Below are 25,750 nucleotides of genomic sequence, written 5' to 3' on the forward strand. Positions count from 1 at the left end.
GGATGGCCTCCATTTGATCGTCGTTCTGCACGTATTCCTCGCGCTTCTTGCGCGCGACCTGATAGAGCGGCGGCTGCGCGACATAGATGTGGCCACGCTTCACCAGCTCCGGCATCTGGCGGAAGAAGAAGGTCAGCAGCAGCGTGCGGATGTGACTGCCGTCCACGTCGGCGTCCGTCATCAGGATGATGCGGTGGTAGCGCGCCTTGTTCGGATCGTAGTCCTCCGCGCCAATCCCCGTGCCCAGCGCGGTGATGAGCGTGACGATCTCCGTGCTCGTCAGCATCTTCTCGAAGCGCGCCTTCTCCACGTTCAGGATCTTGCCGCGCAGCGGGAGAATGGCCTGGTTGCGCCTGTCCCGCCCCTGCTTCGCCGAGCCACCTGCGGAGTCACCCTCGACGATGTAGAGCTCGCTCTCGCTCGGGTCCCGGCTCTGGCAGTCCGCCAGCTTGCCCGGCAGGCTCCCTCCGTCCAGGATGCCCTTGCGCCGCACCGTCTCACGCGCCTTGCGCGCGGCAAGGCGGGCCCGGCAGGCGTCGCCAATCTTGGCCGCGACTTTCTTTCCGTTGGCGGGGTTCTCCTCCAGGTACGTGGCGAGCTGGTCATTCACCATCTGCTCGACCAGGCCTTTGATCTCGCTGTTGCCCAGCTTCGTCTTCGTCTGCCCCTCGAACTGGGGGTTGGGCAGCTTCACGGAGATGACGGCCGCCAGGCCCTCGCGCGCATCCTCACCCGTGGGCGTCTCCTTCAGGTCCTTCCACAGCCCGCTCTTATCCGCATAGCTGTTGACGGTGCGCGTCAGCGCCGCCTTGAAGCCGGACAGGTGGCTGCCACCCTCGTGCGTGTTGATGTTGTTGGCGAAGGTGTAGATGCGCTCGTCGTAGCCATCGTTCCACTGCATGGCCAGCTCCAGCGACACCCCCTCCTTCTCCGCGCGGAAGAAGATGGGCTTGTCGTGCAGCGCCTGCTTCGACTTGTTCAGGTACTCCACGAACGAGACGATGCCGCCCTCGAACTTGAACTCGTGCTCCTTGTTCGTCCGCTCGTCGCGGATGGTGATGCGCAGGCCCGCGTTGAGGAACGCCAGCTCGCGCAGGCGCTGGCTCAGCGTCTCGAAGTCGAAGTCCGCCACCTCCATCACCTGCGGATCCGGCTTGAACCACACCATCGTGCCCCGCTTGTCGGTGGTACCGACCTCCTTCACCTTCCCATCCGGGATCCCCCGGGAGTAGCTCTGCTCGAACACCTTGCCGCTGCGCTGGATGCGCACCTTGAACCACTCGGACAGGAAGTTCACGCAGGTGACGCCCACGCCGTGCAAGCCGCCGGAGACTTTGTACGCGCCGTTGCCAAACTTGCTGCCCGCGTGCAGCTCCGTCAGCACCACATCCACCGTGTCCTTGTCCTTGAACTTCGGATCCGGGTGCGGCCCCACGGGGATGCCGCGCCCGTTGTCCTGGACGCTCAGGGAGGCATCCACGTGGATGATGACTTCAATGTCCGTGCAGTAGCCCGCCAGCGCCTCGTCCACCGAGTTGTCCACCACCTCGTACACGAGCTTGTGCAGCCCGTACGTCATGGTGTCGCCGATGTACATGCCCGGCCGCTTGCGGACCGCCTCCCGTCCCTCGAGCTTGGTGATGCTCTCGGTTCCATACTCCACGGGCGGGGGCGCCGGCAGAGCACCGGTTGAGGGAGTCTTTTCCATGCGCGATTGTCCTTCGAAAAGCTGCCTTGGATCAGGGGTGCGTGCCTATCACCTCGCAGCACCCCGGACAAGGAGGACGACCATACGCAAGGCAGCGGAAATATTCAGAAAAGTCGTTCGGTCGCCTGCCTGCCAACCCCACCTGGAGGAGGGTCTCCGCCACACGCCCTTCAGGCGTCGTGACGAGGCGGTGGGAGCCGCTCCTCCAGCGCAGAGATCAGCTCGTTGAAAACAGCGGTGCGGGGGAACAGATGCCTGGGAACGAGCACCCGGCCCTTCTCCTGCAGGAAGAGCCCCAGCACGTCCCCCTTGCGGCCGAGCCGGCGCACGGTGGCGATCTGCGACCAGGTCAACTCCAGGGGTTTCGCCTTGCTGAAGGGCCGCGCCACCTGCACGCCCCGGGGGCCCAGGGTGATGCCCCAGTCGGGCCGGGGGCGCAGCCGGTGAAAGGCGTAGAGGAACAGGAACATCAAGCCGGCGGAGATGCCTGCGCGGGCCTCGGCGAAGGGCTCCTCCGCCTGGCGCGCGGCCGCCATGGCCCAGGCGGTGAGCACCGCGAGCACGCAGGCGCCCAGGAACAGGGCAACGCGGGTCGGGCGGGGATTGAAGGCGAAGAAGCGCGAGTCCATAGGTGGGCTGCCCTGAACCTAGCCGCCTTGCCCCTCCGCGCGGGGATTTTCCACCCCTGGGTTGTTCTCCAAGAGGCGCACTCGGCCTACCCTGTCCTCCCGTGACGGATGCCGAGCTCGAAGCGCGCCTGCTCTCCAACATCATGGCCTACAAGCAGTTCCAGGCTGACCATGGATCCCTGCGCAGCCTGGTGCTCCCGGGCCTCTCGGCCTTCGCCCAGCCCGAGAACCCCAGGGTGCTGGGCCAGCAGCAGGTCTTCTTCCAGAAGGCAGAGGAGCTGGTGGCCGCGCTCCCGGCACTCGAGGACTTCTACCGGAGCCACGGCGTCCAGCTCTGGCAGGTGTGGGTCGTCCCTGGGAACACCGCCGGGCAGGCGCTGGACCGCGCGGGCTACCGTCCCGAGGGCTCCACGGCGGCCATGGGCCTGAGCCTCGCAGACACGCCGCTGGCGCCTCCCAGCATCCCCCTGGAGCCCCTGCCGACGCAGGAAGAGCTGGTCCCCCTCAATGTCGAGGCGTTCGGCTCCGTGGCACCCATGAAGATCCGCGCCTGGCATGCCCAGTCCCATGCCCCCATGCACCTGCTAGGAGTGCGCGAGCAGGGCCTGCTCGTCGCGGGCGGCATGGCCTTCGACATGCTGGACACCTCCGGCATCTACCTGGTGGCCACCGCCACCACCGCGCGAAAGCGGGGGCTGGCCAGCGAGGTGATGCGGGGCCTGCTCATGGACGCGCGCGCGCGGAACCAGGCCGCCGCGGTCCTCCAGTCCACCCTCCTGGGCCTTGGCGTCTACCGGCGCCTGGGCTTCAGGGAGCTGGGTGCGTGGGTGAACTGGGTGCGCCGCCTGAGCTGACCCAGGCGAGCCAGAAGGCCTGCGACGCTCAGGTCAGCACATGCGTCGCGACGACCTCCAGCAGCACATCGAGATCCACGGGCTTGCGGACCCACCCCCGCGCTCCCAGCTCCTGGAGGTTGGGCCGGGCGCTGGCGGAGAAGACGACCACGGGGACCTCGCCGAACTGCGGGTGGCCCCGCACCTCCGCCAGGAAGCCCGCGCCATCCAGCACGGGCATCATCATGTCCAGCAGCACCAGCCCTGGAAGGGGGTTGCTCCGGGCCAGCACCTCCAGCGCCTGCCGGCCGTTGCTCGCCACGAGCACCTCGTAGCCCGCGTCCCGCAGCACGTCCGTGATGGCCTCTCGTAGGTCCGCGTCGTCATCCACCACCAGCAGCGGTCGTCGAGCCGTCATGAGTGCACCTCCACCGACTCCAGTGGCAGTTCCAGACTGAAGGTAGCACCTCCGCCGGGCCGCACCTGAGCCCAGACCCGCCCGCCGTGGGCCTCCGCGGCGCGCCGTGCGAGGTACAACCCCAGCCCCAGCCCCCCATAGGAGCGAGAGGAGACCGCGCGCTCGAAGCGCTCGAAGATGCGCTCGAGCTGACTCTCGGGAATTCCAATCCCCCGGTCCCTCACCTCCACGCGCGCCATGCCTCCCTCTCGCGTCACTGCCACCTCCACTGGGTGCCCGGAGCCAAACTTGAGGGCATTGTTCAGCAGGCTCGACACCGCCTGGTCCACGCGCAGCCGGTCCCACCGGCCCAGGAGGCCCGGCACCACCTGGAGCAGCACCTCGCACCGAGCGCCTTGCGCCTCCGCGGCATGGCGCTCCACCACCTCTGTCACCAGCTCCGCCAGCTCAAAGCGCTCCGGCTGGAGCAGCATCTGGCCGCTGGACAGCCGCGACACATCCAGCAGCCCCTCCACCAGCGTGCCCAGGCGCCGAATCTGCCGCTGGCACCGCTCCAGGCGCTCGGCGAAGTCCGGCGCAGCCCTCTCCTTCCGCGCGCGCTGGGTGAGCGCGCCCACCTGCAGCTGCAGCGTGGTGAGCGGGGTGCGCAGCTCGTGGGCGGCCACCGTCAGGAAGTCATCCCGCAGGCGCACCGCCTCTTGCATCTCCCGGAAGAGGCGCGCGTTCTCCAGCACCAGGGAGATGCGGCGGGACAGCTCCTGGGCCAGCACCAGGTCCTCCTGCGCGAGGCGCCGCCGGCCGGTGGTGGCCAGCGCGAGGACGCCGATCATCCCCTGGCGGCCGTGCAGGGGCACGTGGAGGAGGGAGCGCAGGTTCAGCCCGCGCAGCATCCGCAGCTGCTCCTCGTCCCGCGCGAGCAGCTCCTCCTTCCCCGCCACCTCCGAGATGAGCTCGGACTGGCCCGTGCGCAGCACGAAGGAGAGGCCCATGGTGGCATCCGGGCGCAGCGGCGTGCGCCGGTCCGCCGCGAGCCCCTGCGCCACCGTCTCCGCATCCACATGGGCCAGCGCCGCCAGCCTCAGCTCTTGCCCCTCCTCGAGGAAGATGGCGCACCCGTCGGCCACCGTGGGCACGGGCAGCTGGGCCAGCCGCGCCAGCCACTGCTCGAAGTCCAGCGGCTCGGTGAGCACCTCCCCGACCCGGGCCAGCAACACCCGCTCCAGGTCCGCCCGCGCCCTTGACTGGCGCGCCGCTGCCTCGGCCAGCTCCCGGCTGACGGCCGCGGCCAGGCGGGTGATGCGATCCTTGGGGAAGTAGTCTCTGGCTCCCCCCCGCATCATCTCCACTCCCGCCTCCTCTCCCACGGTGCCCGAGACGACGATGAAGGGAATGTCCTGGCCCGTCTCCTGGAGCACCTTGAGCGCCTCGGGAGCGCTGAAGAGCGGCAGCATGTAGTCGGAGATGACGATGTCCCACTCTCCCTGCGCGAGCGCCTGACGCATCTCCTCTGCCGTCTCCACCCGGTGCAGTTCGGGTGAGAAGCCCCCGCGTCGCAGCTCGAGCGCCATCAGCATCATGTCTTCCGGGTCGTCCTCCACCACCAGCACCCGGACCGGCTTCATGAGAGGCCCCCCTTGGGCGACGGACGGTTGAGGCTCAGCCAGTATGCCATGAGGACCGCAGCCTCCTTCCGGGCATCTCTGTACTTCTTTCCAACACAGGGCCGGTCATTTCTACAGCCCTGAGGCCAGAACGCTCCCCCCCTGCCATCTTCCAGCTTCCAAGCAGACGGGCCCTGCCCGCACAGCACGCCAGTGTCAATTCACGCTCGTCCGCGACACCTCCGGCACCATCACCTGGATGGACGAGCGGGCCGAGCGCCTCCTCTCCGCGCAGCCGGGACAGCGCCGCCCACGTGAAGAGCCGCGTGGTGGCCAACGTCAGCCACGAGCGTGAATGACCTGCTGGACCTGTCCAAGGTGGAGGCCGGCAAGGCCGTGCTGCGCCATACCCGCTTCGAGGCGAACGAGTTCCTGCGCGGGCTGCGCGGAATGATGCGGCCGCTGCTCCCCCCGGAGGCGATGGTGGAGCTGGTCTTCCCCAGAGGCCCCCGAGGGGCTGAAGCTGGAGACGGACGAGGCCAAGCTCAGCCAGGTGCTGCGTAACCTGATCTCCAACGCGGTGAAGCTCAACGAGCAGGGCGCTATCACCCTCCGCGTGGCGCAGGGCCTCGCGACACCGTCTCCTTCTCCGTGACGGACACCGGTATCGGCATCCCCCCGGAGTTCCACGAGCGCATCTTCGAGGAGTTCACCCAGGTCGACACGCCCCTGCACAAGAAGGTGAAGGGCACGGGCCTGGGCCTGACGCTGGCGCGCAGCCTCACGGAGATGCTGGGCGGTGCGCTCACCCTGCAGAGCACGCCCGGGCAGGGCTCCAGCTTCACCATCACCCTCCCCCGCGTGCACCCGGGCGAGACGGCGGCCCTCCTCGCCAAGCACACCTTGAGCCGGGAGGTCGCCATCGCCCGCATCCGCGACGCGCTGTCCAAGGCAGGACTCGGCTCCCGTGGGGAGGAGCGGGAGGTGCGCCGTGGTTGAGCCCGCGCGCGCTCAGCGCCGCAGCAACGCCTTGGCCACCAGCCCGAGCAGCTTGACGTAGGAGGGATCCAGCTGACGCAGGCTGCGCAGCAGCCGCCGAATCTCCGGCCGCTCGGTGGGCAGAGAGGGTGCCTCCGAGGAACGGGGGCTGGGCGCGTGGTGGGACAGGCCCAGCAGCTCGTCCGCGGAGACGTTCAGCTCGTGGCACAGCCGGAGCAGGGTCTGGACGCTGGGGAGCATGCCGCCGCGCTCGAGGCGGCCGTACACCTCGGTCGCCACTTCGATGCGCTCCGCCACATCTGCCTGCGTGAGCTCCAGGCGCATCCGGGCGGCACGCGCCGCAGCGCCGATTGTCGATGCGAGTTTTTTGTCCATGCTTCCTTGCCCGACCTGAAAGGTGCGGTTGACGGCTTAGGATGTATGGAGGCAGACGGACAGAACTTGCCGGGTAGATCTGCGCGTCTTCACCTGGCAGGTCGCGAATGGCGACACGATGCCGCACTGCAGCGTCCGCCGTCTGCGGAAGACCTCTCAGGTCGGATACGCAGTCCCTACGGTGTAGGACACTCCAGCTGCCGGGCGGCGGAGACGTGTTCTCGCTCGGGAAACGAATTCCCTCCGGCAGCGATGGTCGCGGAGCCCAACCTACGGCGGTCGGCTCCGATGTCACATCTGACAGGTCTCCTCGGCTGGATCGGCCGCTCATCCCAGCAAGGCCTGGGACAGGAATCTGACCTGCAGGGTTGCCCAAGAGGTGCACGAAAAAGCCGGATCACCAGGGAACTTGATACCCCCAGATGAATCCACTGCGGGGTGTCCAAGCCTGAGAGAGCGGGCAGCCAACCCCCCACGCAGGCCCAGAGTGGCCTAGGCTTGGGGATGATGGCGTTGGCACTCAGACGTCGCAGCCTGCTCACGAAGTTGTACATCGCAATGGGTGTGGTGGCCCTGCCGCTGCTCCTGTTGCAGCCGTTCTACGTCCTCCCAGCCATCCGGGCACAGCTCAGCGAAGACCGGTCGCGTGCCCTGCGGCAGGTGGTGGAGACGGCCTACGGGGTGCTGGAGGCGAACGAGGCGCGCGTGCTCGCGGGAGAGCTGACGACGGCCCAGGCCCAGGCCGAGGCGGCGCGGCTGCTGCAACTGCTCCGCTACAGCGGCGTCGAGTACTTCTGGGTCAATGACCTGTCGACCCGACTGGTGATGCACCCGCACCTGCCGGAGATGCTGGGCAAGGACCTGACGGGGTACCGGGATGCAGCGGGCAAGGCCGTCTTCGTGGACATCGTCAAGCTGGCGCAGGCGCAGGGAGAGGGCTTCATCTCCTACCTCGCGACTCGCCCGGGTGAGACGACGCCTCTCCCCAAGGAGTCCTACGTGAAGCTCTTTGCCCCGTGGGGCTGGGTGGTGGGCACGGGCGTGTACGTGGAGGACATCGACAGGGAGGTGTCGGAGTTCCAGCAGCGGCTGCTCCTGGCGGTGGGGGTGGCGATGGTGCTGGCCATGCTGGTGGGGGCGGCCTTCTCCCGCGCCGTGGTGCGGCCGGTCCGTCAGCTGGCCAGCGCCGCGCATCGTGTGGAGCAGGGAGACCTGAGCGTCACGGTGCCGGTGGACTCCGATGATGAGGTGGGCAAGCTGGGCCACGCCTTCAACACCATGGTGCAGGGCGTGAGGGAGATGGTGAAGGGCCTGGCCGACGTGGCGGTCTCCACGGTGGCGGACGCGGACCGCATCCGGCGCTTCGCGGACAACCTCTCCCGAGCCACCCGTGAGCAGTCCGATCAGCTCCAGCAGCTCGCGGAGTCCGTGCAGCAGATGAGCCGCGGCCTCTCCCAGGATGCGGAGCAGGCGATGACCGCGGCCGATGCGGCGGCGTCGAATGGACGCATGGCGGAGGAGGGAGGCGGGGCGGTGCAGGCCGCCTCGCGAAAGATCTCGGAGATCGTCGGCGTGGTGCAGAAGTCGGAGGAGCGGGTGGTGCGGCTGCAGGCCTCCGGCACGGTGGTGGCGCAGATGCTCCAGCTCATCCAGGACGTCTCCAACGAGACGAGCGTCCTGGCCGTCAACACGGCCATCGAGGCGGCCCGGGCGGGCGAGCACGGCAAGGGCTTCGGGGTGGTGGCCAACGAGGTGCGCAAGCTGGCGGACCGCTCGCGCGAGGCGGTGGTGCAGATCGAACACCTGCTGAAGCGGAACCAGGAGGACATCTCGATCGCGGCGGGGCTGATGCAGGACGGCACCTCGAAGGTGGAAGAGGGGATGCAGCTGTCGTCCTCCGCGGCGGAGTCGCTGTCTCGCATCGTCACGGGCGCCAAGGAGATCCACACCCGCGTGGGGCAGCTGGCCGTGGACAGCGCCCGCCAGTCCACCTCCGGCGAGCGGATCGCCGAGCGCATCCAGTCGATCTCCCACCACTCGCTGGAGGCGGTGACAGGAGTGGAGCAGATCGCCCAGTCGGTGGTGGACCTGCACCGTCAGGCGCAGCACCTCTGGGCGCTCGCCGCGCGCTTCTCTTCCTCGGTCCGGGAGGATCGCCTGTGAGTCTTCCTCAGGGTGCGCCGTGCCGGGCAGCCAGCTCGCGCCGGTCCACCTTTCCGGCGGCGGTACGGGGCAGCACGTCCACGAAGCTCACGGTCCTGGGCGTCTTGTAGCGGGCCAGCCGGCCCTGGCAGTACGCGAGCAGCGCCTCGGCGGTCAGTGGGGTGCCCGGACGCGGGACGACGAGCGCTCGCGGCACCTCGCCCCACTTCGGATCCGGCACGCCGATGACAGCCACCTCCGCCACCTCCGGGTGGCCGGCGAGCACGCTCTCCACCTCGGAGGGATAGATGTTCTCGCCGCCGGAGATGATGAGATCCTTCACGCGGCCGACGATGCGGTAGCAGCCGTCCGCGTCTCGCTCCGCCAGATCGCCGGTGTGGAGCCATCCGCCAGCCAGGGCCTTGGCGCTCTCCTCGGGTCGGCGCCAGTAGCCCGCGCACACGTGCGGACCGCGAATCAGCAACTCGCCCACCTCTCCCTCCCCCTCGAGCCGGGCCTCGACGTGGAAGAGCGGCACGCCCACCGCTCCCTGCTTGCGCCGCACCTCTCCGGGAGGGAGCCAGAAGTTGTTGGGCCCGGCCTCGGTGAGGCCATAGCCCGTCTTGAAGTCCACGCCACGGGCGAAGAACCGCTCGAAGACGGGCGCGGGGCACGGCGCTCCTCCGCTGATGAGCAGCTTGAGCCGCGAGAAGTCCACCGTGTCGAAGCGCGGATGGCGCTGCATCTCGATGAACATGGTGGGCACGCCGAAGACGAGGCTCACCGTGCCGCGCTGCACCCACTCGAACACCTGCTCCACATCGAAGCCTCGGCACACCACGGAAGCGCCGCCCGCGTACACCAGCGGCAGGGTGAAGACGTTGAGGCCCCCGGTGTGGAAGAGCGGCGCGTTGAGCAGCGCCACGTCCTCCGCGGTGAGGCCCCAGCTCACCACGGTGTTGGCCGCGTTGGCGGTGATGGAGCCATGGGTGAGGATGGCGGCCTTGGGCAGCCCGGTGCTGCCACCCGTGTAGCAGAGCACCCACGGATCACTCGCCTGCAGCTCGACGGGAGGGAGCGCCGTATCGGGCAGCGAGTCACGCGCGGAGAAAGGCACGTCGCCCGCGGGCCGCGTGGGCGAGTCCACCAGCGGCACCACATGGCGCACACTGCGGGCGTGGGACCGGACGGCGTCCACCTGGGCCTGGAAGTCGGGGCCGTAGACGAGGACGACGGGCTCCGCGTCCGCGAACAGCCCCTTCAGCTCCTCCACACTGAGGCGCCAGTTGAGCGGCTGGAGGATCGCGCCCAGCTTCGCGCAGGCGAAGACCACGTCCAGGTACTCCACGCAGTTCATCGCGAGCACCGCGACGCGGTCCCCCCGCCTCACTCCCAGCGTGTCATGCAGCAGGCGAGCGGTGCGGTGGGCCGCCGCGTTCCATTCCCGATAGGTGATGTGGCGATCGCCGCGGAGGGCATCGATGAGCGCGACTCGGTCAGGCGACAGCAGGGCGCGCCGGGCCAGCCAGTCATGGACGATGGGCATCATGGAGAAGGGTAGAACTCCGGGTGGGATTGCTCCACCATACCGGGCACCGAGGGAGAGACATGGCGGAGCTGTCGGAGAAGTGTGCGCTGGTGACGGGAGCAGCGAACGGCATTGGTCTGGCAGTCGCGGAGGCGCTGAGCGCGAGAGGCGCGCGGGTGCTGATGGCGGACATCGATGAGGCTCGAGGCCACGCCGTGGCGCAGAGCCTGCCCAACGCAGTGTTCCAGCGGGCGGACATGGCCTCGCGGGAGGACTGCCGGGCGCTGATCGCTCGCGCGGAGAAGGAGTGGGGGCGGCTGGACATCCTGGTGAACAACGCCGGCCTTCAGCACGTGTCGCCGGTGGAGGAGTTCCCAGAGGAACGCTGGGAGCACCTCATCCGCGTCATGCTGATCGGCCCCTTCCTGCTGACGCGGTATGGGCTGCCGCTGATGTATGCGCGGAAATGGGGGCGCATCATCAACATCTCCTCGCTGCATGGGTTGGTGGCCTCCCCGTACAAGTCCGCCTACATCTCGGCCAAGCACGGGCTGATGGGGCTGACGAAGACGGTGGCGCTGGAGGCGGCGGACAAAGGTGTGACGGTGAACGCGGTGTGCCCCAGCTATGTGCGCACGCCGCTGGTGGAGAAGCAGATCGCGGACCAGGCGCGGGTGCACGGCCTCTCGGAGGCCGAGGTCATCGAGAAGATCATGCTCGCGCCCGCGGCGGTGAAGCGGCTGCTGGAGCCGAGCGAGGTGGCCGCCTACGTGACGTTCCTGTGCTCGGAGGCCGCGGGAGGTATCACCGGGGCGGCCCAGGTCATGGACTGCGGCTGGACCGCGCGCTGAGCCCGCCTACAACACCATGCGGAGGGTGAGGAAGTAGGAGGCGTCGATCTCGTCGTCGATGGCGGTCTGCGTCTTCTTGTAGCGCGCGTAGCGTGCGCCGAGCGCCACGTCCTCGGTGAACCACCAGGTGCCACCGATGTTGAGGTATGTCTGCACCGTGTGGGTGTCGGGCTCGCTCGCGGGGTTGCCACCGCTGGGAGCCACGAAGCTGGGCGAGTGGTCCGACACGCGGGCGAGCTCGAAGCCCACGCCCGAGCGCCCCTTCAGGTTCACGTCCATGCCCGCGGAGAAGGTGTTGGCGCGGTAGCGCGTCTCGAGCAGCGTGTCACCGAAGCCGGGGGTGCTGTTCGTCACGTCGTTCTGGACGCGCGCGTAGTTGACGAAGGGGGTGAAGAGCAGCGGCATGCCCAGGTTCGCGCGCAGCTTCAGCAGCAGGTTGCCGCGCAGGTTGTAGCCCTTGATGCGCGGGTCGGTGCGCGCGTTGGTCTGGTAGTTCACGTCGAACGACTGGAGCATGGTCTTGGCCTCGAACAGCTCGTGCGAGTACGTGAGCGACGGGCTGAGCATCACGAAGTGCAGATCGTCATCCGGCTGGCCGATGCGGAAGTTGCCCAGGGGGCGCTCCCACAGGCGGCTGCCACCGCCAAAGGTGCCGCCCACCTGGAACGAAGACGAGGTGCTCAGGGGGTTGGCGGCCGTGACGCTGAAGCCCGCGCGCAGCCCGCGCCACTCGTACGCCGCCACGACGCCCTGCCCGCGATTGAAGCCGCTGTAGAGCAGCGGGTCGCGCGTGTACTTGTCTGCCAGCAGCACGTCCGCGATGTGGGTGGAGATGTAGTCCACGCTGGCCGGATCCAGGATGATGCCCGCGTCGGCGGTGGCACCCCAGCGCTGCAGGCGGATGTACTGGTCACGCGCGCTGAAGGAAGCGGTGCCCTCCCAGATGCCCGAGCCGTGCGCACGGAGGTTGCGCTCGAACTCACTGCGGAAGGACACGTAGGGACCCAGCTTGCCCTCGAGGCCGAAGCGCGTGAGCGCCACGGTCGTCGCACGGCTCTCGCGGTTCCTGTTGAGCGTCTGGATGAGGTTCTCCACGTGCACGCCCCCCGCGATGGCCAGGAGGGGCTTGACGTAGAAGGCGTCGTCTCCGATCGCGAGGCGCGGGCGGGTGAGCGGCGGGGGTGGGGGCGTCAGCAGCTCCGACTTTCCTGGTCCCACCTCGGCCGCGGGACTGGCCTGCGCAGCCGGGGCCGCCGTATTCGCAGGAGCAGTCGTCCCCGCCGCCGTCTGGCCAGAGGCCTCGGCCGGCGCCTCCTTCCCCGTAGAGGGCGCGCTCTCGGCCCCGGTGCCAGCGGGCGCTGCCGGCGCGGGTGCCGGTGGAGGCTCCGCGGGGCTCGTGCCCGCGGCCTGGGCCCACGCATGAGAGGTCCACAGGGCCACTACGAGGAACACGGAGAGTCGCTTCATGGAATCGTGCCTGCGCATGAGGGGGAAGGAGGACGAGCGCGGGCCACGGCTGCGCGCGGCGCGAGCCGGACCCGCCTCTTCAGAGGGACTGCGCGCTACTGCGCCAGGTACTCGAGCACCAGGCCCAGCCCCGCCTCGGAGCGCATGGAGCCGAAGTGGTTGGCGATGAAGCCCTTGTTGAAGTAGCCGCTGGTGTCGTAGTCGTTGAGCGTCGTGAGCTTGTTGTTCACGCAGCCATCCATGTCCATGCGCGAGGCAGCCTCGGAGACGTAGAGGTCCTGGTAGTTGGTCCCCTTCTCCTTATCGGTCATGGTGATGGTGTGGTACTTCACGACGTTGCCGTCGCACTGGCCCTTCTTGCCGAAGGCGTAGTCGCCGTCCGCGCACGGCGTGGTGAACAGGTCGCGCGGTCCGTTGAGCGGCTTGTGGAAGTACGTCTGCACGTAGTTGGAGCGGCTGCCCATCTCGCAGACGATGGTGCCGCGCATCGTCTTGTTGTTGTCGCACAACGCGCCGAGCGCCGGATCATACGTGGACACGCCGTGGTTGGCGCCCGAGCCGAGGATGACGTGGCTCACGCGCGGGAAGGGGTTGATGGCGTCCGCCTTGCCCTGGATGTGCTCCACGTACATCCGGCGCAGCGCGTCGCGCGCCACGGAGACGCCCAGCGAGTGGGCGATGAGGGCCACCTTGCGGTTCGGGTGGTTCTTCATCACCGCCTTGAGCATCCCCTGGAGGATGGGGGTGGACCAGCCGTGGTCGATGTTGCCCGCGGCGTTCTGCGTGGTGCTGTTGGCCGCCGGGTCCACGTTGGTGACAATGTCCGTGCGGAAGTCCACGGCGATGACGCGGTAGCGCTGGGCGATCAGCTTCTCGGCCAGCTGCTCACGCGCGGTGGCGTCCGCGGTGAACTGGACGTTCTCGAAGGCGGTGGTGGGCTGGGTGCCCGGCGGCAGGAGGAACTTCTCCCAGGTGTGTGGCCGCGTGGAGTTGCCGTGCACCAGGATGATGATGGGCTTGGAGGTGTCCTCGTTGGGCTGGGTGTACTCCTTGGCCGCGCAGGGATAGCCGGGGATGGCGGCCTTGTCGCCGTCGATGAAGCCCGTGGCGGCGTTGGGCCCGCCGAAGGCCACGGCGCCCGTCCACTTGCCGTCGTTGTTCCCGTCCGTGTACGGCGTGGTCCCGGCGGTGTTGCCCTTGTCGTAGTAGAGGTTCTCGGTGGTGCAGCCCGGGTGGTTCGTCAGAGGGCGGTAGTGGCCGTCATAGTCCAGGTAGTTGGTCTGGTTCTGGGCCACGGTGGTGGTGATCTCCGCCATCTCCGGCGCGTCCGTGATGGACCAGGTGTCAATGTCGATGCCGGCCGCCTCCACCTCGTCGATCTTCTGCTGGATGCGATCCCGACAGGCGACCACCTCCTCTGGAGTTTCGTCGTCAGGTCCTCCCTGCTGCGACTCGCAAGCTCCTGCGAGCACGCCGAGGACCGCCACTACGAAACGACCGCTCACGCGAAGTGCCGCCATCCATTGCTCCTTTGCTGGTTTCCGCCACGTGCCAAGTACCAAAGAGCGTCCCAGGGGAGCAAATAAAGCTGAAAGGTGATTCACCTTTGCAGTGCGTCATGCGGGCGAAGTCCGGTTATTCGAGGACCGCCTGCGTCTTCGCGTCCCTCGCGCCGGCCGCGGTCTCCTCGTAGTCGAGATCGCGGTGGAACGTCTCCTCGATGCGCGTGAGCGCCAGGAGGGCCAGGCCGAAGCAGAGGGTGCCGAACGTCAGCGCCGCGTTCGCGACCGAGATGTGGTCCTTCAGCTGCGTGAACCCGAAGACGACGAGGGCCGCCGAGCCTCTCACGAAGTTGGGCACCGTCGTCGCGACCGTCCCCCGGATGTTGGTCCCAAACTGCTCGGCCGCCATGGTGACGAGCACCGCCCAGTAGCCCACGGTGATGCCAATGAGGAAGCTCAACACGTAGATGGCCGTGCTCGTGAGCCCCGGGACGAGCCCGTACACGAGCACCAGTCCGAACCCCACGAACAGGTTCAAGGCCACCGCGCGCTTGCGGCTCTTGAGCCACTGGCTGACCAAGCCCGCCAGGAGATCACCGAGCGTCAGTCCGATGGACCCGTACAGGATGGCGTTCCCGGCCGTCACCGTGCCCTGGACGTTCAAGCCCTTGGCCAGCTCGGGGGCAAACGTGAAGAGGACTCCCGTGGTGAAGTAGATGGGCACCCCGATCAGGATGCACCAGAGGTACTTGGGGAGGCGTCCGCCCTGCAGCAGTAGCAGGGGATTGGCGGCGGAGGGATGGGTCTTCTTGGCGAAGAGCTCGGACTCGGAGACCTTGAAGCGCGCAAACAGGAGCGCCAGCCCCATCGCTCCCCCCGTCAGATAGGCCGTCTTCCACGGCAGGAGCTGGCCCACGAACGACGCGGCGACGATGCCGAGCATGCCGAGCGTTGCCACCACGGTCGTGCCGAGGCCCCGCTTCTCCTTGGGCAGGGACTCCGCGACGAGCGTGATCGCCGCCCCCAGCTCGCCCGCGAGCCCCACGCCACCCAGGAAGCGACAGGCCGCGTAGCTCGTCACGTCCCACGCAAAGGCGTTGGCGATGTTGGCGAACGAGTACAGGAGGATCGAGCCGAACATCACCGACAGCCGGCCCCGCTTGTCGGCGAGGACGCCCCAGATGAGGCCACCGAGCATCAGCCCCACCATCTGGCAGTTGTAGATGAACGCCCCTTGATTGGTGACCTCGGCGTCAGTGAGGCCAAGCTCTTTGAGCGAAGCGGAGCGCACCACGCCGAACAAGGTGATGTCGAAGAGGTCGACGAAGTAACCGAGTCCGGCGACGAGCACCGTGACGTTCAGGACCGAGCGCAGATCACGCAGGAATTTCATGGGAGCGTTCGCGGGAATTTCAGCAGCGGGTTGATATCATCGGCTTGGGAATCGTCCTACTCAGGGCACGAGCACGAGCTTGCCGACGGTGGTCCCCGACTCGAGTGCGCGGTGGGCCTCGGCCACCTGATCGAGTGGAAACTGCTTCACGGGCGGTGCCGTCAGCTTTCCCTCCTCCAGCCAGGCGAGCAGGCGCCTCATGGCCTCGGAGAGGATGGCGCGCTGCTCGAACAGGTAGGAGAGGTTGAAGGCGAGCACACTGTTGTTGTCGTTGGTGAGGGTGAGCGGGTTGTAGCGGGGGGTGCGCAGCCAGTCCCAGGCGAGCTTCAGCCAGCTCGGCCGTCCGCCCTGACGCGGGAGCATGGAGTGGAAGCCGTAGATGACGAGCTTCCCGGGCGAGCCGAGGTGCGCGTAGCTCTGCCGCAGGGTGGCGACGCCGTTGGCATCGAGCACGACGTCATAGCCCTGTGGCGCGGCCTGCTCCGCCGCCCGCCACAGCTCCTCTCGGGACTTGTCGATGACGACGTCGGCACCCATGGCGCGCGCGGTCTCAACCTTGTGTGAGCCGCCGACGACGGCTACCACGCGGCACCCGGCGAGGCGCCCGAGCTGCACGAGCGCGCCCCCCACGCCACCCGCCGCCGAGTGGACGAGGATGTTCGCGCCTGGGTGCGGGTGCGCCAGCTCGAAGAGCGCGAAGTACGCGGTGAGGAACACGGTGGGGAACCCCGCGGCCTGCACGGCCTCGAGCCGGGAAGGCAGCGGGAAGAGCTGGTGCCGAGCCACCGCGACGTGGGTGGAGTACCCGCCGAACAGCGTCACCCCGAACACCTTCGCGCCCGGCGCCAGATCCGAGACACCCTCTCCCACGGCGGTGACGGTGCCCGCGAACTCGAAGCCAGGCGTGATGGGCCAGCCCACGAACTCCTTGGCCGAGGCGTACAGGCCCATGCGGATGACACAGTCCGCATAGTTGACGCCGATGGCCTCGGTGGCGACCACCACCTCGCCCGCCTTCGGAAGGGGGATGGCCAGGGGCTCGAGCGTAAGCTGCTCGTACCCGCCCGGACGATGGATGACCACCTTTCGCGCCGTCATGCGGGCCACATTATGACCGATGACGCACCGCAAAACTGAATCAACCTTCAACTTTTCTGCATGACGCACTGCAAGGGTGAATCACCCTTCAACTCGCGGCCATTTGACTGACTGCGTTTCCGAGGGAAGTCCGTACACTCCGCGACGCGCCTGCTCACTCTGAGAGCGGGCGATCCCCCCTCTCAAGGAGAAACACGATGCATCTGCGCTCTTCCCTGTCTCTGCTGGGTGCGCTGTGCCTGGGCGCGCTGTCCGCTGGCTGCGGCGAGGGCTCCGAGCCCCTCGAGCTGCAGCCCGAAGCGCCCGCGACGGAGCTGGCCACGCAGGAGCAGGCGGCCGTCTCGACCGCGGGCTTCACCTCGCACTTCCGCCAGTGGCTGTCGGCCAACGGCTACGAGCCCCAGTACAACCTGATCCGCAGCGATCTGGCGGGCGGCAGCTACGGCGGCAAGGCGAGCAGCACGGACACGGTGGTGAACCAGCCGGTCATCTTCATCCACGGCAACTCGGACAAGGCCATCGGCACGGGCTCGGCGGGCCAGACGGGCTGGAACGCCTCCATCGAGTACTTCCTGTCCAAGGGCTACAAGACGAGCGAGCTGTACGCGACGACGTGGGGCCCGGCGAGCGCGGCGCTCTCGGCGCAGCAGTACCACTCGAAGACGTACGTGATGAAGGTCCGCAAGCTCATCGAGGCGGTGAAGGCGTACACGGGCGCGGCGAAGGTGGACATCATCGCGCACTCGATGGGCGTGACGCTGGCGCGCAAGGCGATCCTCGGCGGCTACGCGAACGACTCACTGGAGGGCGGGCAGTACTACATCGGTCCGCCGCTCACCTCGTCGGTGGACACGTTCGTGGGCATCGCAGGTGCCAACCGGGGCCTGGTGAGCTGCTACCAGACTGGGGGCACCACGCCCACCTGCGGCGCCACGAATGGAATGTACCCGGGGTGGTATACCGGGTTTGGCGTCTCGGGCCGCTCTGCGTACCTGGAGAACCTGATGTCCTCCAGCAGGTACGAGGGCGCCTACCGCTACTCCATCTGGTCCACGGCGGATGAGATCATCGGTTACGGCAACGTCGTCTACTACGACTACACCTCGCGCATCCCCGGGCAGACGGGCGAGAAGGTGTACTCGGCCTATCCGTACGGCCACTTCAACTCGAAGGATCTCACGCAGGCCGTACAGCACAGCATGGTGAAGAGCCACGTCGTCCCGTAGCACTCACGCTCGGAGGGGGAGTCACCGCTCCCCTTCCTCGCTTGCTGGCAGCTTCTTCAGGAACGCGCTCACCGCCTCGTTGTACTCCTGGGGGCAGTCGAGCTGCACCGAGTGGCCGCAGCGATCCAGCCCCGTCAGCTGGGAGCCGCGGATGCCCGCGTGTCCGTACTCCATGATCTCCCGAGCCCGGCCGCCATGCATGAAGGGGTTGGGGATGAGCCGGTCGTCCTCGCCGAAGACGATGATCGTCGGCGCCTGGATGTGCCCGAGGTTGTCTCGCACGAAGTCGTCGTGGGCCAGCCCGTCCACGGTGCGGACGTTGGCGTAGGCGTAGGCGTCAAAGTCCGGAGTGGAGGCCACGCGCACGCGCTCCTCGATGAGCCACTCCAGCTCCGGGCGCCAGCGCGAGAAGTTGGACTGCCGCACGCTGCCCCAGATGCTGTACTCGGGCGCGGACTTGATGAGCACGCTGCTGAAGACGCGCTTGAACCACGCCTTCTCCTTCCAGGAGAACCTCTCGAAGCCAGCGGGCGAGGTGAGCACCAGCGCACCGGGCTCCTCGGGGTAGCGGATGGCGTAGGAGAGCGCCGTCTGCCCGCCCATGGAGTGGCCCACCAGCACGGGACGGTGGATGCCCAGGGTGAGCACCACCTCGCGGACCACATCCGCCATGGCCTCCATGGTGTACGGGAAGGACGCTGGCTTGTCCGACTTGCCGTAGCCGGGCAGGTCCACCGCGATGACGCGGTAGCCCTGCGCCGCGAAGGTGTCGACCTGGTAGCGCCAGAACTTCAGGTACGAGCCCAGCCCATGGATGAAGACGAGCGTGCGCGGGCCCTCGGGGTTGAGCTCCACGTAGGCCACCTCGGGCACGGTGGCCAGGCCGTAGGTCTCGGCCGTCTTGGGCAAGGCCATGCGCTTGAGCGGCCACGCCTGCCCTTGGAGCGAGGTGTAGGGGAAGTCCTGGAAGGAGAGCGGCGGCTCGGCCCGGTAGGAGCGGACACAACCCGAGGCGAGCGCGGCGGAGAGCAGCAGGGCCGAGGCGGCGCGAAGAGTCGTCATGATCAGAACGCGTACCAGGTGAAGGTGGTGAACGCCGCGAAGGGGTTGGACGTCACACGCTCCGCCCCATCGTAGAAGCTGCCCTTGAACATGTAGCCGGTGTGCAGGCCCACCGTCATGAGGTAGCGGATGTGGTACTTCAGCTCCGCGTTGATCTCGGCGCCGATGAAGCGCCCGCGTGGCACGTCCTCGCTCCACCGCGGCGGCGTCGCGTCGCTGGTGGCCATGGCGGTGCCCAGCTTCAGGTTCAGCTTGTTGGGGATGAGGTCCATCGCCCCCGTGGCGATGGCCGCGCGCAGGCCGTAGCCCTGGTTGGAGATGTCCGTCACCGCGCCGGTGTAGTTGTTGGCCGTGCTGGTGAAGGGGAACAGCAGCAGCGTCCGGTGGTTGAACCACACGGCGCCCGGCAGGCCGTACATGTTGAGGGTGAAGGCGCCCTTGTACCGGTCGTCGTTCAGGTCCTCGTCGCCCGTGCTGTAGAGGCCCTCGAGCGTCACCACGTCGTTGGGCGTGCGGCCCCAGTTGTAGAGCAGCTCCACGTTGGCGGACAGGCCGCTGATCTTCACATCTCTATTGAGGACGGTGTCCGGGTTGCTGCTGACGTACTTGCCTCCGTTGTACATGACGAAGCCAGAGGCGCCGAAGGGGCTGGTGCGGAAGTCGATGTTGTGGTGGAAGTTCGCGCCAAGCCAGAACACCGTGCCTGTGGGCCGCTCGATGTTGAAGCGCGCGGTGCCGGTGAAGCTGCCCAGGCCCGTGGAGGACGGACCGCTCTTCACCAAGCCCTCGAAGGCGAAGGCATCACCCTTGGTGTCGTCGCGCAGGACCCACCCGGAGACGCCCACGCTCGTCCCCGGCTGCACCGGGTACGAGTAGTCCCCAGTGATGAGCCAGATGTACTTCAGGCGCGGATCATCCTCGAGCGCCTTGTCCGCCTGCGCGGTGCCCAGCGGCAGCAAGCTCAGCTTCGCGTTGCCCTTGTAGCTGCTGAAGAGGGACAGGCCCGTCGCGTCGCTGCCGAGGAAGGTCAGCTTGTAGCCGGTGCGGATGATGTCGTTGAGTGGCGTGCGCGTCGGATCGAACCAGGTGTCGTAGACGGGCTGGGTGCCGATGAGCAGGGTGAGCTTCGTGGGGTCGCGGAACGGGTAGAGGGCGACGTTGACGTTCTTCGTCTGGATGTTGATCTGGTCCGCGTTGAAGCCGCCGCCCTCATTGGGCTGGATGGTGTTGGCGGCGCGGCCCCAGAGGAAGTCCACCTCGAACTGGGCCCGGAAGCTGGCCAGCCCGTCCACGAACCAGGGGCTGTACTCGATGACCGGGATCCACCGCTGCTCCATGTAGTACGCCTTGAAGTCCTCCACGCGCACCGCGCTGCCGGCCAGGTTTCCGATGGGCCCCAGCGCCACGCCTTTGAGGCCGCTCGGGTCACCCACCTGGTTGGTGAAGGTGGCGCGAGAGAAGAAGTAGTTGATGAGGATGAACTCGCGCGGCTCGCCGTCCTCATCGCGATTCTTCGCGTCGTACCACGTGTCGTAGTACGCGCCTGGCACCGTCGTCGGGCTCGCGCTCGCGGAGAGTGAGAGCCCGGCCACTGTCAGGGCGAGCGCCGTCGCGCCGCCCCGCAGGGCCCTGCCTGCTTCAGCCTTCGACCACCACGTCATAGACCCCTCGGGAATGAGAAGAAGACAGGGCCGCGCGGGTGCGCGGGTGCGCTACTGGGAAGCGGAGACCGTGTAGACCTGGCGCGCGTTGCCGGTGAAGTCCGCGTTGTTGAGCTTCACCGTCTTCGAGCCCACCACGCCAGCCGCACAGTCGGCACCCACCGCCTGGTTCTCGAAGAACAGCTCCAGGGTCAGCGTCTTGCCGTCACCCGCCAGCTTGCCGCGCCCCACCTGCTTGAAGCTCGGGTACGTCACGCTGATGTCGAAGCACGCGCCATTCGACTTCACATTCTCGATGAGGACGGCCGTCGAGGTGAAGGTCAGCGGGTTGCCAGCCACCACCGTGGGATCGCAGGTGCCGGTGCTGCCCACTGTGGGAGCATCCTTCAGAGTGCCCAGGGTGCTGGTCACCGCGAAGTTGCCGCCCGAGACGTTCATCTCGACCTTCTGGTAGCACTGGCTGGCGGCGCCGAAGTTGGTGTCCTCGTTGAAGCCGTTGGGGTGGCTGGGGACATGGGCTCCCGTCATCAACAGCTTCTTGCCCTCCAGGTGCGCCCGGAGCTTCTCCGCCGTGTCGTACTTGGGCAGCTCCGGGAGGACCGAGTAGACCTGCTGCGAGTTGCTCCGGAAGTCCTCGTTGTTGAGCTTGACGGTCGCCGAGCCCACCGTGCCCGCCGCGCAGTTGGCGCCCACCGCCTGGTTCTCGAAGTAGAGCTCGAGCGTCAGCGTCTTGCCCTCATTGCTCAGCTTGCCGCGCCCCACCTGCTTGAAGCTCGGGTACGTCACGCTGATGTCGAAGCACTCGCCATCGCCCTGGACGTTCTCGATCAGGACAGCGGTAGAGGTGAAGGTCAGCGGGTTGCCGAGGGCTACCGGCTCGCACGTGCCGGTGCTGCCCGAGGTGGGAGCGTCGCGCAGGGTGCCCAGGGCGCTGGTCACCGCGAAGTTCCCTCCCGAGACGGTCATGTACACCTTCTCGTAGCACTGCGTGGCAGCGCCGAAGTTGGTGTCCTCATTGAAGCCGTTGGGGTGGCTGGGGATGTTGACGCCCTCCATCACCAGCGTCTTGCCCTCGAGGTGCGTTTGGATCTTGGCCGGCGTGTCGTACTTCTTGACGGGGTCGGGGTCGGGGTCGGGCTCCGGGTCCTTGTCATCGCCACCGCAGCCCACCAGGCTCAGCGCGCATACCATGACCGCAGACAGCAGCTTCCTCTTCATACAGACATTCCTCGTTTCTTCCGGTGGGACGACCGGGGACGACGTGATGCGAGAGGCCTCCCGGCGCGGCCTCCCACGAGAGACTTCTCCTGCGAGCTCCTAGCCGCGAGCGTCCGCCGCGATGGCGGCCTCCCTCAGCTCTCGCTTGAGGAGCTTCCCCGCCGGAGACACCGGCAGGCGCTCCAGCAGCTCCACCTTCTTGGGCACCTTGAAGCGCGCCACCCGCTCCCGCAGGTGCGCCAGCAGCTCCTCTGAGCTGGCGGCGGCGCCGGGCTTGAGCACCACGAATGCGCGCCCCACCTCGCCCCACTTCACGTCGGGCACGCCCACCACCGCGCACTGCTGCACGGCGGGGTGCTCGTACAGCGCCGCCTCCAGCTCCAGCGGGTACACGTTCTCTCCCCCGGAGATGAACATGTCCTTCTTGCGTCCGGCGATGGTGAAGAAGCCGTCCGCATCCCGGCTCGCCAGATCCCCCGTGTGGAACCAGCCCTGCGCGTCGATGGTCTCCTTCGTGGCGGCCTCGTCGTTGAAGTAGCCAGAGCACATGGAGGGGCCCTTGAGGACGAGCTCACCCACCTCGCCCACGGGCACCTCGCGGCCGTCGTCATCCACCAGCCGCGCATCGATGAAGTAGTTGGGCCGGCCGATGGAGCCCGCCTTGGAGATGGCGAACTCCGGCCCCATGCTGAAGAGGCCAGGGCCGAACTCCGTCATCCCGAAGCCCTGCTTGAAGGGCACCGGGTGGACGGCCTGCCACGCCTGGATGAGCGGCACCGGCATGGGAGCGCCGCCGCTCGTCATGAAGCGCACGCTGGAGAGGTTCGTGGCGCGGAAGCTCGGCGAGTCGTGGAGCTGCTGGTACTGCGTGGGCACCGCGAAGAACAGCGTCACCTTCTCGCGCTGGATGAGCGCCAGCAGCTCCTCCGGATCCCACCTGCGCATGATGACGACGGTGCCACCCACCGTGAGCAGCGGCACCGAGTACACGAGCAGCCCACCCGTGTGGAACATGGGCGTGTGGGTGATGGTGACGTCCCCGGGCCGCACCTCGTGGACCAGCGTGTTGAGCGTGTTCCACGCCACCATGCAGTAGGAGACCATCGCGCCCTTGGAGCGCCCCGTGGTGCCTCCGGTGAAGAGCAGGCAGAGGATGTCCTCCGCGCTCACCTGCTCATTCGTGACGGGCGCGGCGGGCCGGTGCAGCAGCGTCTCCGCGTACGGCATGCTCCGCGGCAGGCTCTTCGTCTCCAGGTGGACGAGACGCAGGGAGTCTCCGAGGCGCTCCTGCACCTGGGCCACGTTGTCGCGGAAGTCGTCACCGAAGAGCAGCACCCGCGGGGAGGTGTCACGCACTGACTCCGTCAGCTCCTGGGCGTGCAGCCGCCAGTTGTAGGGGACGAAGATGGCGCCGATCTTTCCGCAGGCGAAGAGCGTGTCCAGGTACTCCACGCCGTTGTGGGCCACCAGCCCGACCCGATCTCCCGGCTTCACGCCCGCCACGTCCCGCAGCCATCCGCCCAGCGCCTCCGCTCGCGCGTTGAGCGCGCGGTAGGTGAAGCGGCCCGCGTCGCCCCTGGCCACGTCCACTACCGCCAGCTGCTCCGGCCAGTACAGAGCGCCTCGCCCCATCCAGTCGCCGATGAACATGCGCGCTCCTCCCGGTCCGTGTGGCGCCGTCCGGCTCAGGCCGTCCAGCGGTAGAGGGCCGAGGCCATGGACAACCCACCGCCGCTGGCACAGAAGGCCACCAGATCCCCGCGCCGGACCTTGCCCTGCTCCACCGCGTCGTCGAGCGTCATGGGGATGCAGGCCGAGCCCGTGTAGCCCCACTTGTCCATGGTGTAGTGCGCCTTCTCCATCGGCTGGCCGAGCACCTTCATGGTGGCCTCGATGGTGCGCAGGTTGAGCTGGGTGAAGACGAACTGGCTCACGTCCTTCAGCTCGAGGCCACCGCGCTTGAGGAGGATGTCCAGGAGCTGGGGCCAGCGCTCGGTGTTGAAGGTGGAGGGGAACTTCCGGACGAACTGCACCGCGGGCTTGCCGCCGGTGAGCGCGAGCGTCTCCGCGGTGGCCGGGCGGGACGTGCCGCCGGTGTAGACGCCGAGCGCGTCGTGGTACTCGCCATTGGCCAGCAGCCGGGCGCCCATGAAGCCGGGCCTGTCACCCGCGCCCAGCACCACCGCGCCCGCGCCGTCCGCGAAGAGCGTGCAGGTCTTCTTGTCCTTCCAGTTGATGTAGCGCGTCATGCCGTACGCGCCCAGCACCAGGATGCGCTGGTAGCTCTCGTCCGCGGCGATGGTCTTGCTGGCCACATCCAGCGCCGTCACCCACCCGGCGCAGGCGCAGTTGAGGTCGTACGTGCCCGCGTTCACCGCGCCCAGCTTGGCCTGCACCACCGAGGAGGTGGCCGGGCTGAGGTAGTCCGGCGTGTCCGTGGCGACGATGATGAGGTCCAGTTCCTCGGGACGGGTGCCCGCGCGCTGGAGCGCCTGCAGCGCGGCTTCCACGCACAGGTCCGAGGTGGCCTGGTGGTCCGCCATCACGTGCCGCTCGCGGATGCCCACGTTCTGCACGAGCCAGTCGCCCACGGGCTCACCCACGATGCGATCCATCTCGGCGTTGGTGATGACCTTCTCAGGGACGTAGCGCCCCGTGGAGAGGATCTGCGCATATCTCATGAGGCCGTGCTCCGAGGGGTGCTGCGCGCGGAACGAGCGCCGCGCTTCGAGGAAGCGGTGGCCGTCTTGGAGGTGGAGGCCTTGCCGGTACGGGGCGGGGGACGCGGATCCAGGCCGCGGCTGATCAGGTCCATGGCGGCGTCCAGCACGCGCTCCAGCCCCGGGTCCTCCTCCCAGATGACCCAGCGCATCCCGAGGAAGTCGCCGATTCCCATCAGGCAGTAGGCGAGCGCCTCCGGATCCATGCGGCGGATCTGCCCGTCATCCATGGCCTGGGTGAGCCCGCGCACGTAGCCTCTGGCGAAGCGGTCGTAGTAGCGCCGGTAGCACTCCTCGTCGACGAACTCGGCCTGCCGGACCACGCGATAGAGGTTGGGGTGCTCGCGAGCGAACTCGAAGAAGGCGCGCAGCCCCTCGCGCTCCACGTCGATGCGGTGGCTGATGCCCACCACGGACTCCGCGATGAGGCGGCGCAGGCGCTCGCCCAGCTCGTCTACCACCTCCACGAAGATGGACTGCTTGTCCGGGAAGTAGACGTAGAAAGTGCCCAGCGCGACGCCGCTCTTTCGGGTAATGTCCGCGATGGACGCGCGCTCGTAGCCCTTTTCCCCAAAGATGACCTCGGCTGCCCGCAGCAGCTTCTGGCGCGTCTTCTGGCCTCGGGGTGTCACGGGGAGCGAACGCTCGGATGAACTTGAAGGGCGATTCATGTTTCATATACGGGTAGCACCGCGCTGACGGGCTTGTCAAAACCTCCGTGGCGGGACCTACATGGCCCCCTGCGTCATGGGCGTGCGGTGGCTCTCCCTCCGCCTCAGGCATAGGCTCGCCGCCCCACCACCCATCGGGTTTCCCTCATGATCCAGACCGCTCTGCTCGTTCTGCTCACGGCCAGTCCCTCGGGGCCTGAGGCCCTCCGTGCCGCGCTCCAGCAGCGCGTCGACCTGGTGAAGGGGGCGGCCGTAGCGGTCGTCTACCAGGACCTCGGCGACCCGAAGGACGCAGTGTCCATCGAGGCCGAACGCTCCTTCCACGCCGCCAGCACCATGAAGGTCCCGGTCATGGCGGAGTTCTTCCGGCAGGTGGATGCCGGCAAGCTGTCTCTGGACCAGCCCATCACGCTCGTGAACCAGTTCAGCTCCATCGTGGATGGCTCGCCGTACTCGCTGGATGCCAAGGAGGACGAGGACGCGGCCCTCTATGAGCGCCTCGGCAAGCCCGTGCCGGCGAAGGAGCTCATCCACCGGATGATCACCCGCTCGAGCAACCTGGCGACCAACGCCGTCATCGCGCTGGTGGATGCCAAGAGCGCCACCCAGACCCTGCGCACCCTGGGCGCTCAGCAGATGACCGTGCTG

The 25,750-nt window shown here is 67.8% G+C and carries 23 protein-coding genes; 7 read left to right on the plus strand and 16 right to left on the minus strand.

What is annotated here, in order from left to right; all coding sequences use genetic code 11:
• A partial coding sequence (locus tag VD972_RS43940) for a DNA gyrase subunit B (protein WP_324995851.1) occupies positions 1–1,708 on the minus strand: 1,708 nt, incomplete at its 3' end.
• A 170-nt stretch (positions 1,709–1,878) separates the two neighbouring features.
• Positions 1,879–2,337: a hypothetical protein gene (locus tag VD972_RS43945; RefSeq protein ID WP_324995853.1), complete on the minus strand. Its 459-nt coding sequence runs from the start codon at positions 2,335–2,337 to the stop codon at positions 1,879–1,881.
• Between the two features lie 101 nt (positions 2,338–2,438).
• Here VD972_RS43945 and VD972_RS43950 point away from each other — a divergent pair, with 101 nt between their 5' ends.
• Positions 2,439–3,191 carry a GNAT family N-acetyltransferase gene (locus tag VD972_RS43950; RefSeq protein WP_324995855.1) on the plus strand — a complete coding sequence of 251 codons (753 nt, stop codon included), beginning with the start codon at positions 2,439–2,441 and terminating at the stop codon, positions 3,189–3,191.
• Between the two features lie 28 nt (positions 3,192–3,219).
• Here the strand turns inward: VD972_RS43950 and VD972_RS43955 are convergent, their stop codons facing one another.
• Entirely contained in the window at positions 3,220–3,588 is a 369-nt protein-coding gene (locus tag VD972_RS43955) for a response regulator (protein ID WP_324995856.1), read from the minus strand.
• Positions 3,585–5,210 (minus strand): sensor histidine kinase, encoded by a 1,626-nt coding sequence (locus VD972_RS43960; RefSeq protein ID WP_324995858.1) that lies wholly within the window; start codon positions 5,208–5,210, stop codon positions 3,585–3,587. The genes VD972_RS43955 and VD972_RS43960 overlap by 4 nt, the downstream gene beginning before the upstream one ends.
• 330 nt (positions 5,211–5,540) lie before the next feature.
• Here VD972_RS43960 and VD972_RS43965 point away from each other — a divergent pair, with 330 nt between their 5' ends.
• Together VD972_RS43965 and VD972_RS43970 are read left to right on the plus strand one after the other, a co-directional pair.
• Positions 5,541–5,753, plus strand: coding sequence for a hypothetical protein (locus VD972_RS43965; RefSeq protein WP_324995860.1), 213 nt, complete (start codon positions 5,541–5,543; stop codon positions 5,751–5,753).
• A gap of 87 nt (positions 5,754–5,840) precedes the next feature.
• Entirely contained in the window at positions 5,841–6,188 is a 348-nt protein-coding gene (locus VD972_RS43970; protein ID WP_324995862.1) for an ATP-binding protein, read from the plus strand.
• 12 nt (positions 6,189–6,200) lie between these two features.
• Here the strand turns inward: VD972_RS43970 and VD972_RS43975 are convergent, their stop codons facing one another.
• Complete coding sequence (locus VD972_RS43975) at positions 6,201–6,563, minus strand: helix-turn-helix transcriptional regulator (protein ID WP_324995864.1); 363 nt, start codon at positions 6,561–6,563, stop codon at positions 6,201–6,203.
• A 513-nt stretch (positions 6,564–7,076) separates the two neighbouring features.
• On the opposite strand from VD972_RS43975, the gene VD972_RS43980 reads away from it, so the two are divergent.
• Entirely contained in the window at positions 7,077–8,726 is a 1,650-nt protein-coding gene (locus tag VD972_RS43980; protein WP_414654241.1) for a methyl-accepting chemotaxis protein, read from the plus strand.
• A 7-nt stretch (positions 8,727–8,733) separates the two neighbouring features.
• On the opposite strand, the gene VD972_RS43985 is transcribed toward VD972_RS43980, so the two are convergent.
• Entirely contained in the window at positions 8,734–10,254 is a 1,521-nt protein-coding gene (locus VD972_RS43985) for a long-chain fatty acid--CoA ligase (protein WP_324995866.1), read from the minus strand.
• Positions 10,255–10,313: 59 nt separating this feature from the next.
• On the opposite strand from VD972_RS43985, the gene VD972_RS43990 reads away from it, so the two are divergent.
• Positions 10,314–11,084: a 3-hydroxybutyrate dehydrogenase gene (locus tag VD972_RS43990; protein ID WP_324995867.1), complete on the plus strand. Its 771-nt coding sequence runs from the start codon at positions 10,314–10,316 to the stop codon at positions 11,082–11,084.
• Between the two features lie 6 nt (positions 11,085–11,090).
• Here VD972_RS43990 and VD972_RS43995 read toward each other — a convergent pair whose 3' ends face one another.
• The 4 genes from VD972_RS43995 to VD972_RS44010 all read right to left on the minus strand — a co-directional run bounded on the left by VD972_RS43995 (position 11,091) and on the right by VD972_RS44010 (position 16,544).
• Positions 11,091–12,551, minus strand: coding sequence for a hypothetical protein (locus VD972_RS43995; RefSeq protein WP_324995869.1), 1,461 nt, complete (start codon positions 12,549–12,551; stop codon positions 11,091–11,093).
• 95 nt (positions 12,552–12,646) lie between these two features.
• On the minus strand, positions 12,647–14,071 hold the full coding sequence (locus tag VD972_RS44000) for an esterase/lipase family protein (protein WP_324995871.1): 1,425 nt from the start codon (positions 14,069–14,071) through the stop codon (positions 12,647–12,649).
• A 115-nt stretch (positions 14,072–14,186) separates the two neighbouring features.
• Positions 14,187–15,446, minus strand: coding sequence for an MFS transporter (locus VD972_RS44005; protein WP_324995873.1), 1,260 nt, complete (start codon positions 15,444–15,446; stop codon positions 14,187–14,189).
• Between the two features lie 60 nt (positions 15,447–15,506).
• Positions 15,507–16,544 (minus strand): medium chain dehydrogenase/reductase family protein, encoded by a 1,038-nt coding sequence (locus VD972_RS44010; RefSeq protein ID WP_324995875.1) that lies wholly within the window; start codon positions 16,542–16,544, stop codon positions 15,507–15,509.
• A 197-nt stretch (positions 16,545–16,741) separates the two neighbouring features.
• On the opposite strand from VD972_RS44010, the gene VD972_RS44015 reads away from it, so the two are divergent.
• A complete protein-coding gene (locus VD972_RS44015; RefSeq protein ID WP_324995877.1) occupies positions 16,742–17,770 on the plus strand; it encodes a lipase family protein in 1,029 nt (342 codons plus the stop codon).
• Between the two features lie 21 nt (positions 17,771–17,791).
• Here VD972_RS44015 and VD972_RS44020 read toward each other — a convergent pair whose 3' ends face one another.
• The 6 genes from VD972_RS44020 to VD972_RS44045 form a co-directional block, all read right to left on the minus strand.
• The gene (locus tag VD972_RS44020; protein WP_324995879.1) at positions 17,792–18,832 is read right to left on the minus strand and encodes an alpha/beta hydrolase; all 1,041 of its coding nucleotides are present in this window, start codon (positions 18,830–18,832) and stop codon (positions 17,792–17,794) included.
• A 2-nt stretch (positions 18,833–18,834) separates the two neighbouring features.
• The gene (locus VD972_RS44025) at positions 18,835–20,493 is read right to left on the minus strand and encodes a hypothetical protein (protein ID WP_324995881.1); all 1,659 of its coding nucleotides are present in this window, start codon (positions 20,491–20,493) and stop codon (positions 18,835–18,837) included.
• A 51-nt stretch (positions 20,494–20,544) separates the two neighbouring features.
• A complete protein-coding gene (locus VD972_RS44030) occupies positions 20,545–21,711 on the minus strand; it encodes a hypothetical protein (protein WP_324995883.1) in 1,167 nt (388 codons plus the stop codon).
• Between the two features lie 99 nt (positions 21,712–21,810).
• Complete coding sequence (locus tag VD972_RS44035) at positions 21,811–23,361, minus strand: long-chain fatty acid--CoA ligase (protein ID WP_324995885.1); 1,551 nt, start codon at positions 23,359–23,361, stop codon at positions 21,811–21,813.
• Between the two features lie 35 nt (positions 23,362–23,396).
• Positions 23,397–24,392 carry a ketoacyl-ACP synthase III gene (locus VD972_RS44040; RefSeq protein ID WP_324995887.1) on the minus strand — a complete coding sequence of 332 codons (996 nt, stop codon included), beginning with the start codon at positions 24,390–24,392 and terminating at the stop codon, positions 23,397–23,399.
• On the minus strand, positions 24,389–25,102 hold the full coding sequence (locus VD972_RS44045) for a TetR/AcrR family transcriptional regulator (RefSeq protein ID WP_324995889.1): 714 nt from the start codon (positions 25,100–25,102) through the stop codon (positions 24,389–24,391). The genes VD972_RS44040 and VD972_RS44045 overlap by 4 nt, the downstream gene beginning before the upstream one ends.
• Positions 25,103–25,249: 147 nt before the next feature.
• Here VD972_RS44045 and VD972_RS44050 point away from each other — a divergent pair.
• Positions 25,250–25,750, plus strand: a 501-nt coding sequence (locus VD972_RS44050) for a serine hydrolase (RefSeq protein ID WP_324995891.1), incomplete at its 3' end; no start/stop codon positions are given.

Source organism: Hyalangium sp. (genome assembly GCF_035629615.1).
Classification (GTDB): domain Bacteria; phylum Myxococcota; class Myxococcia; order Myxococcales; family Myxococcaceae; genus Hyalangium.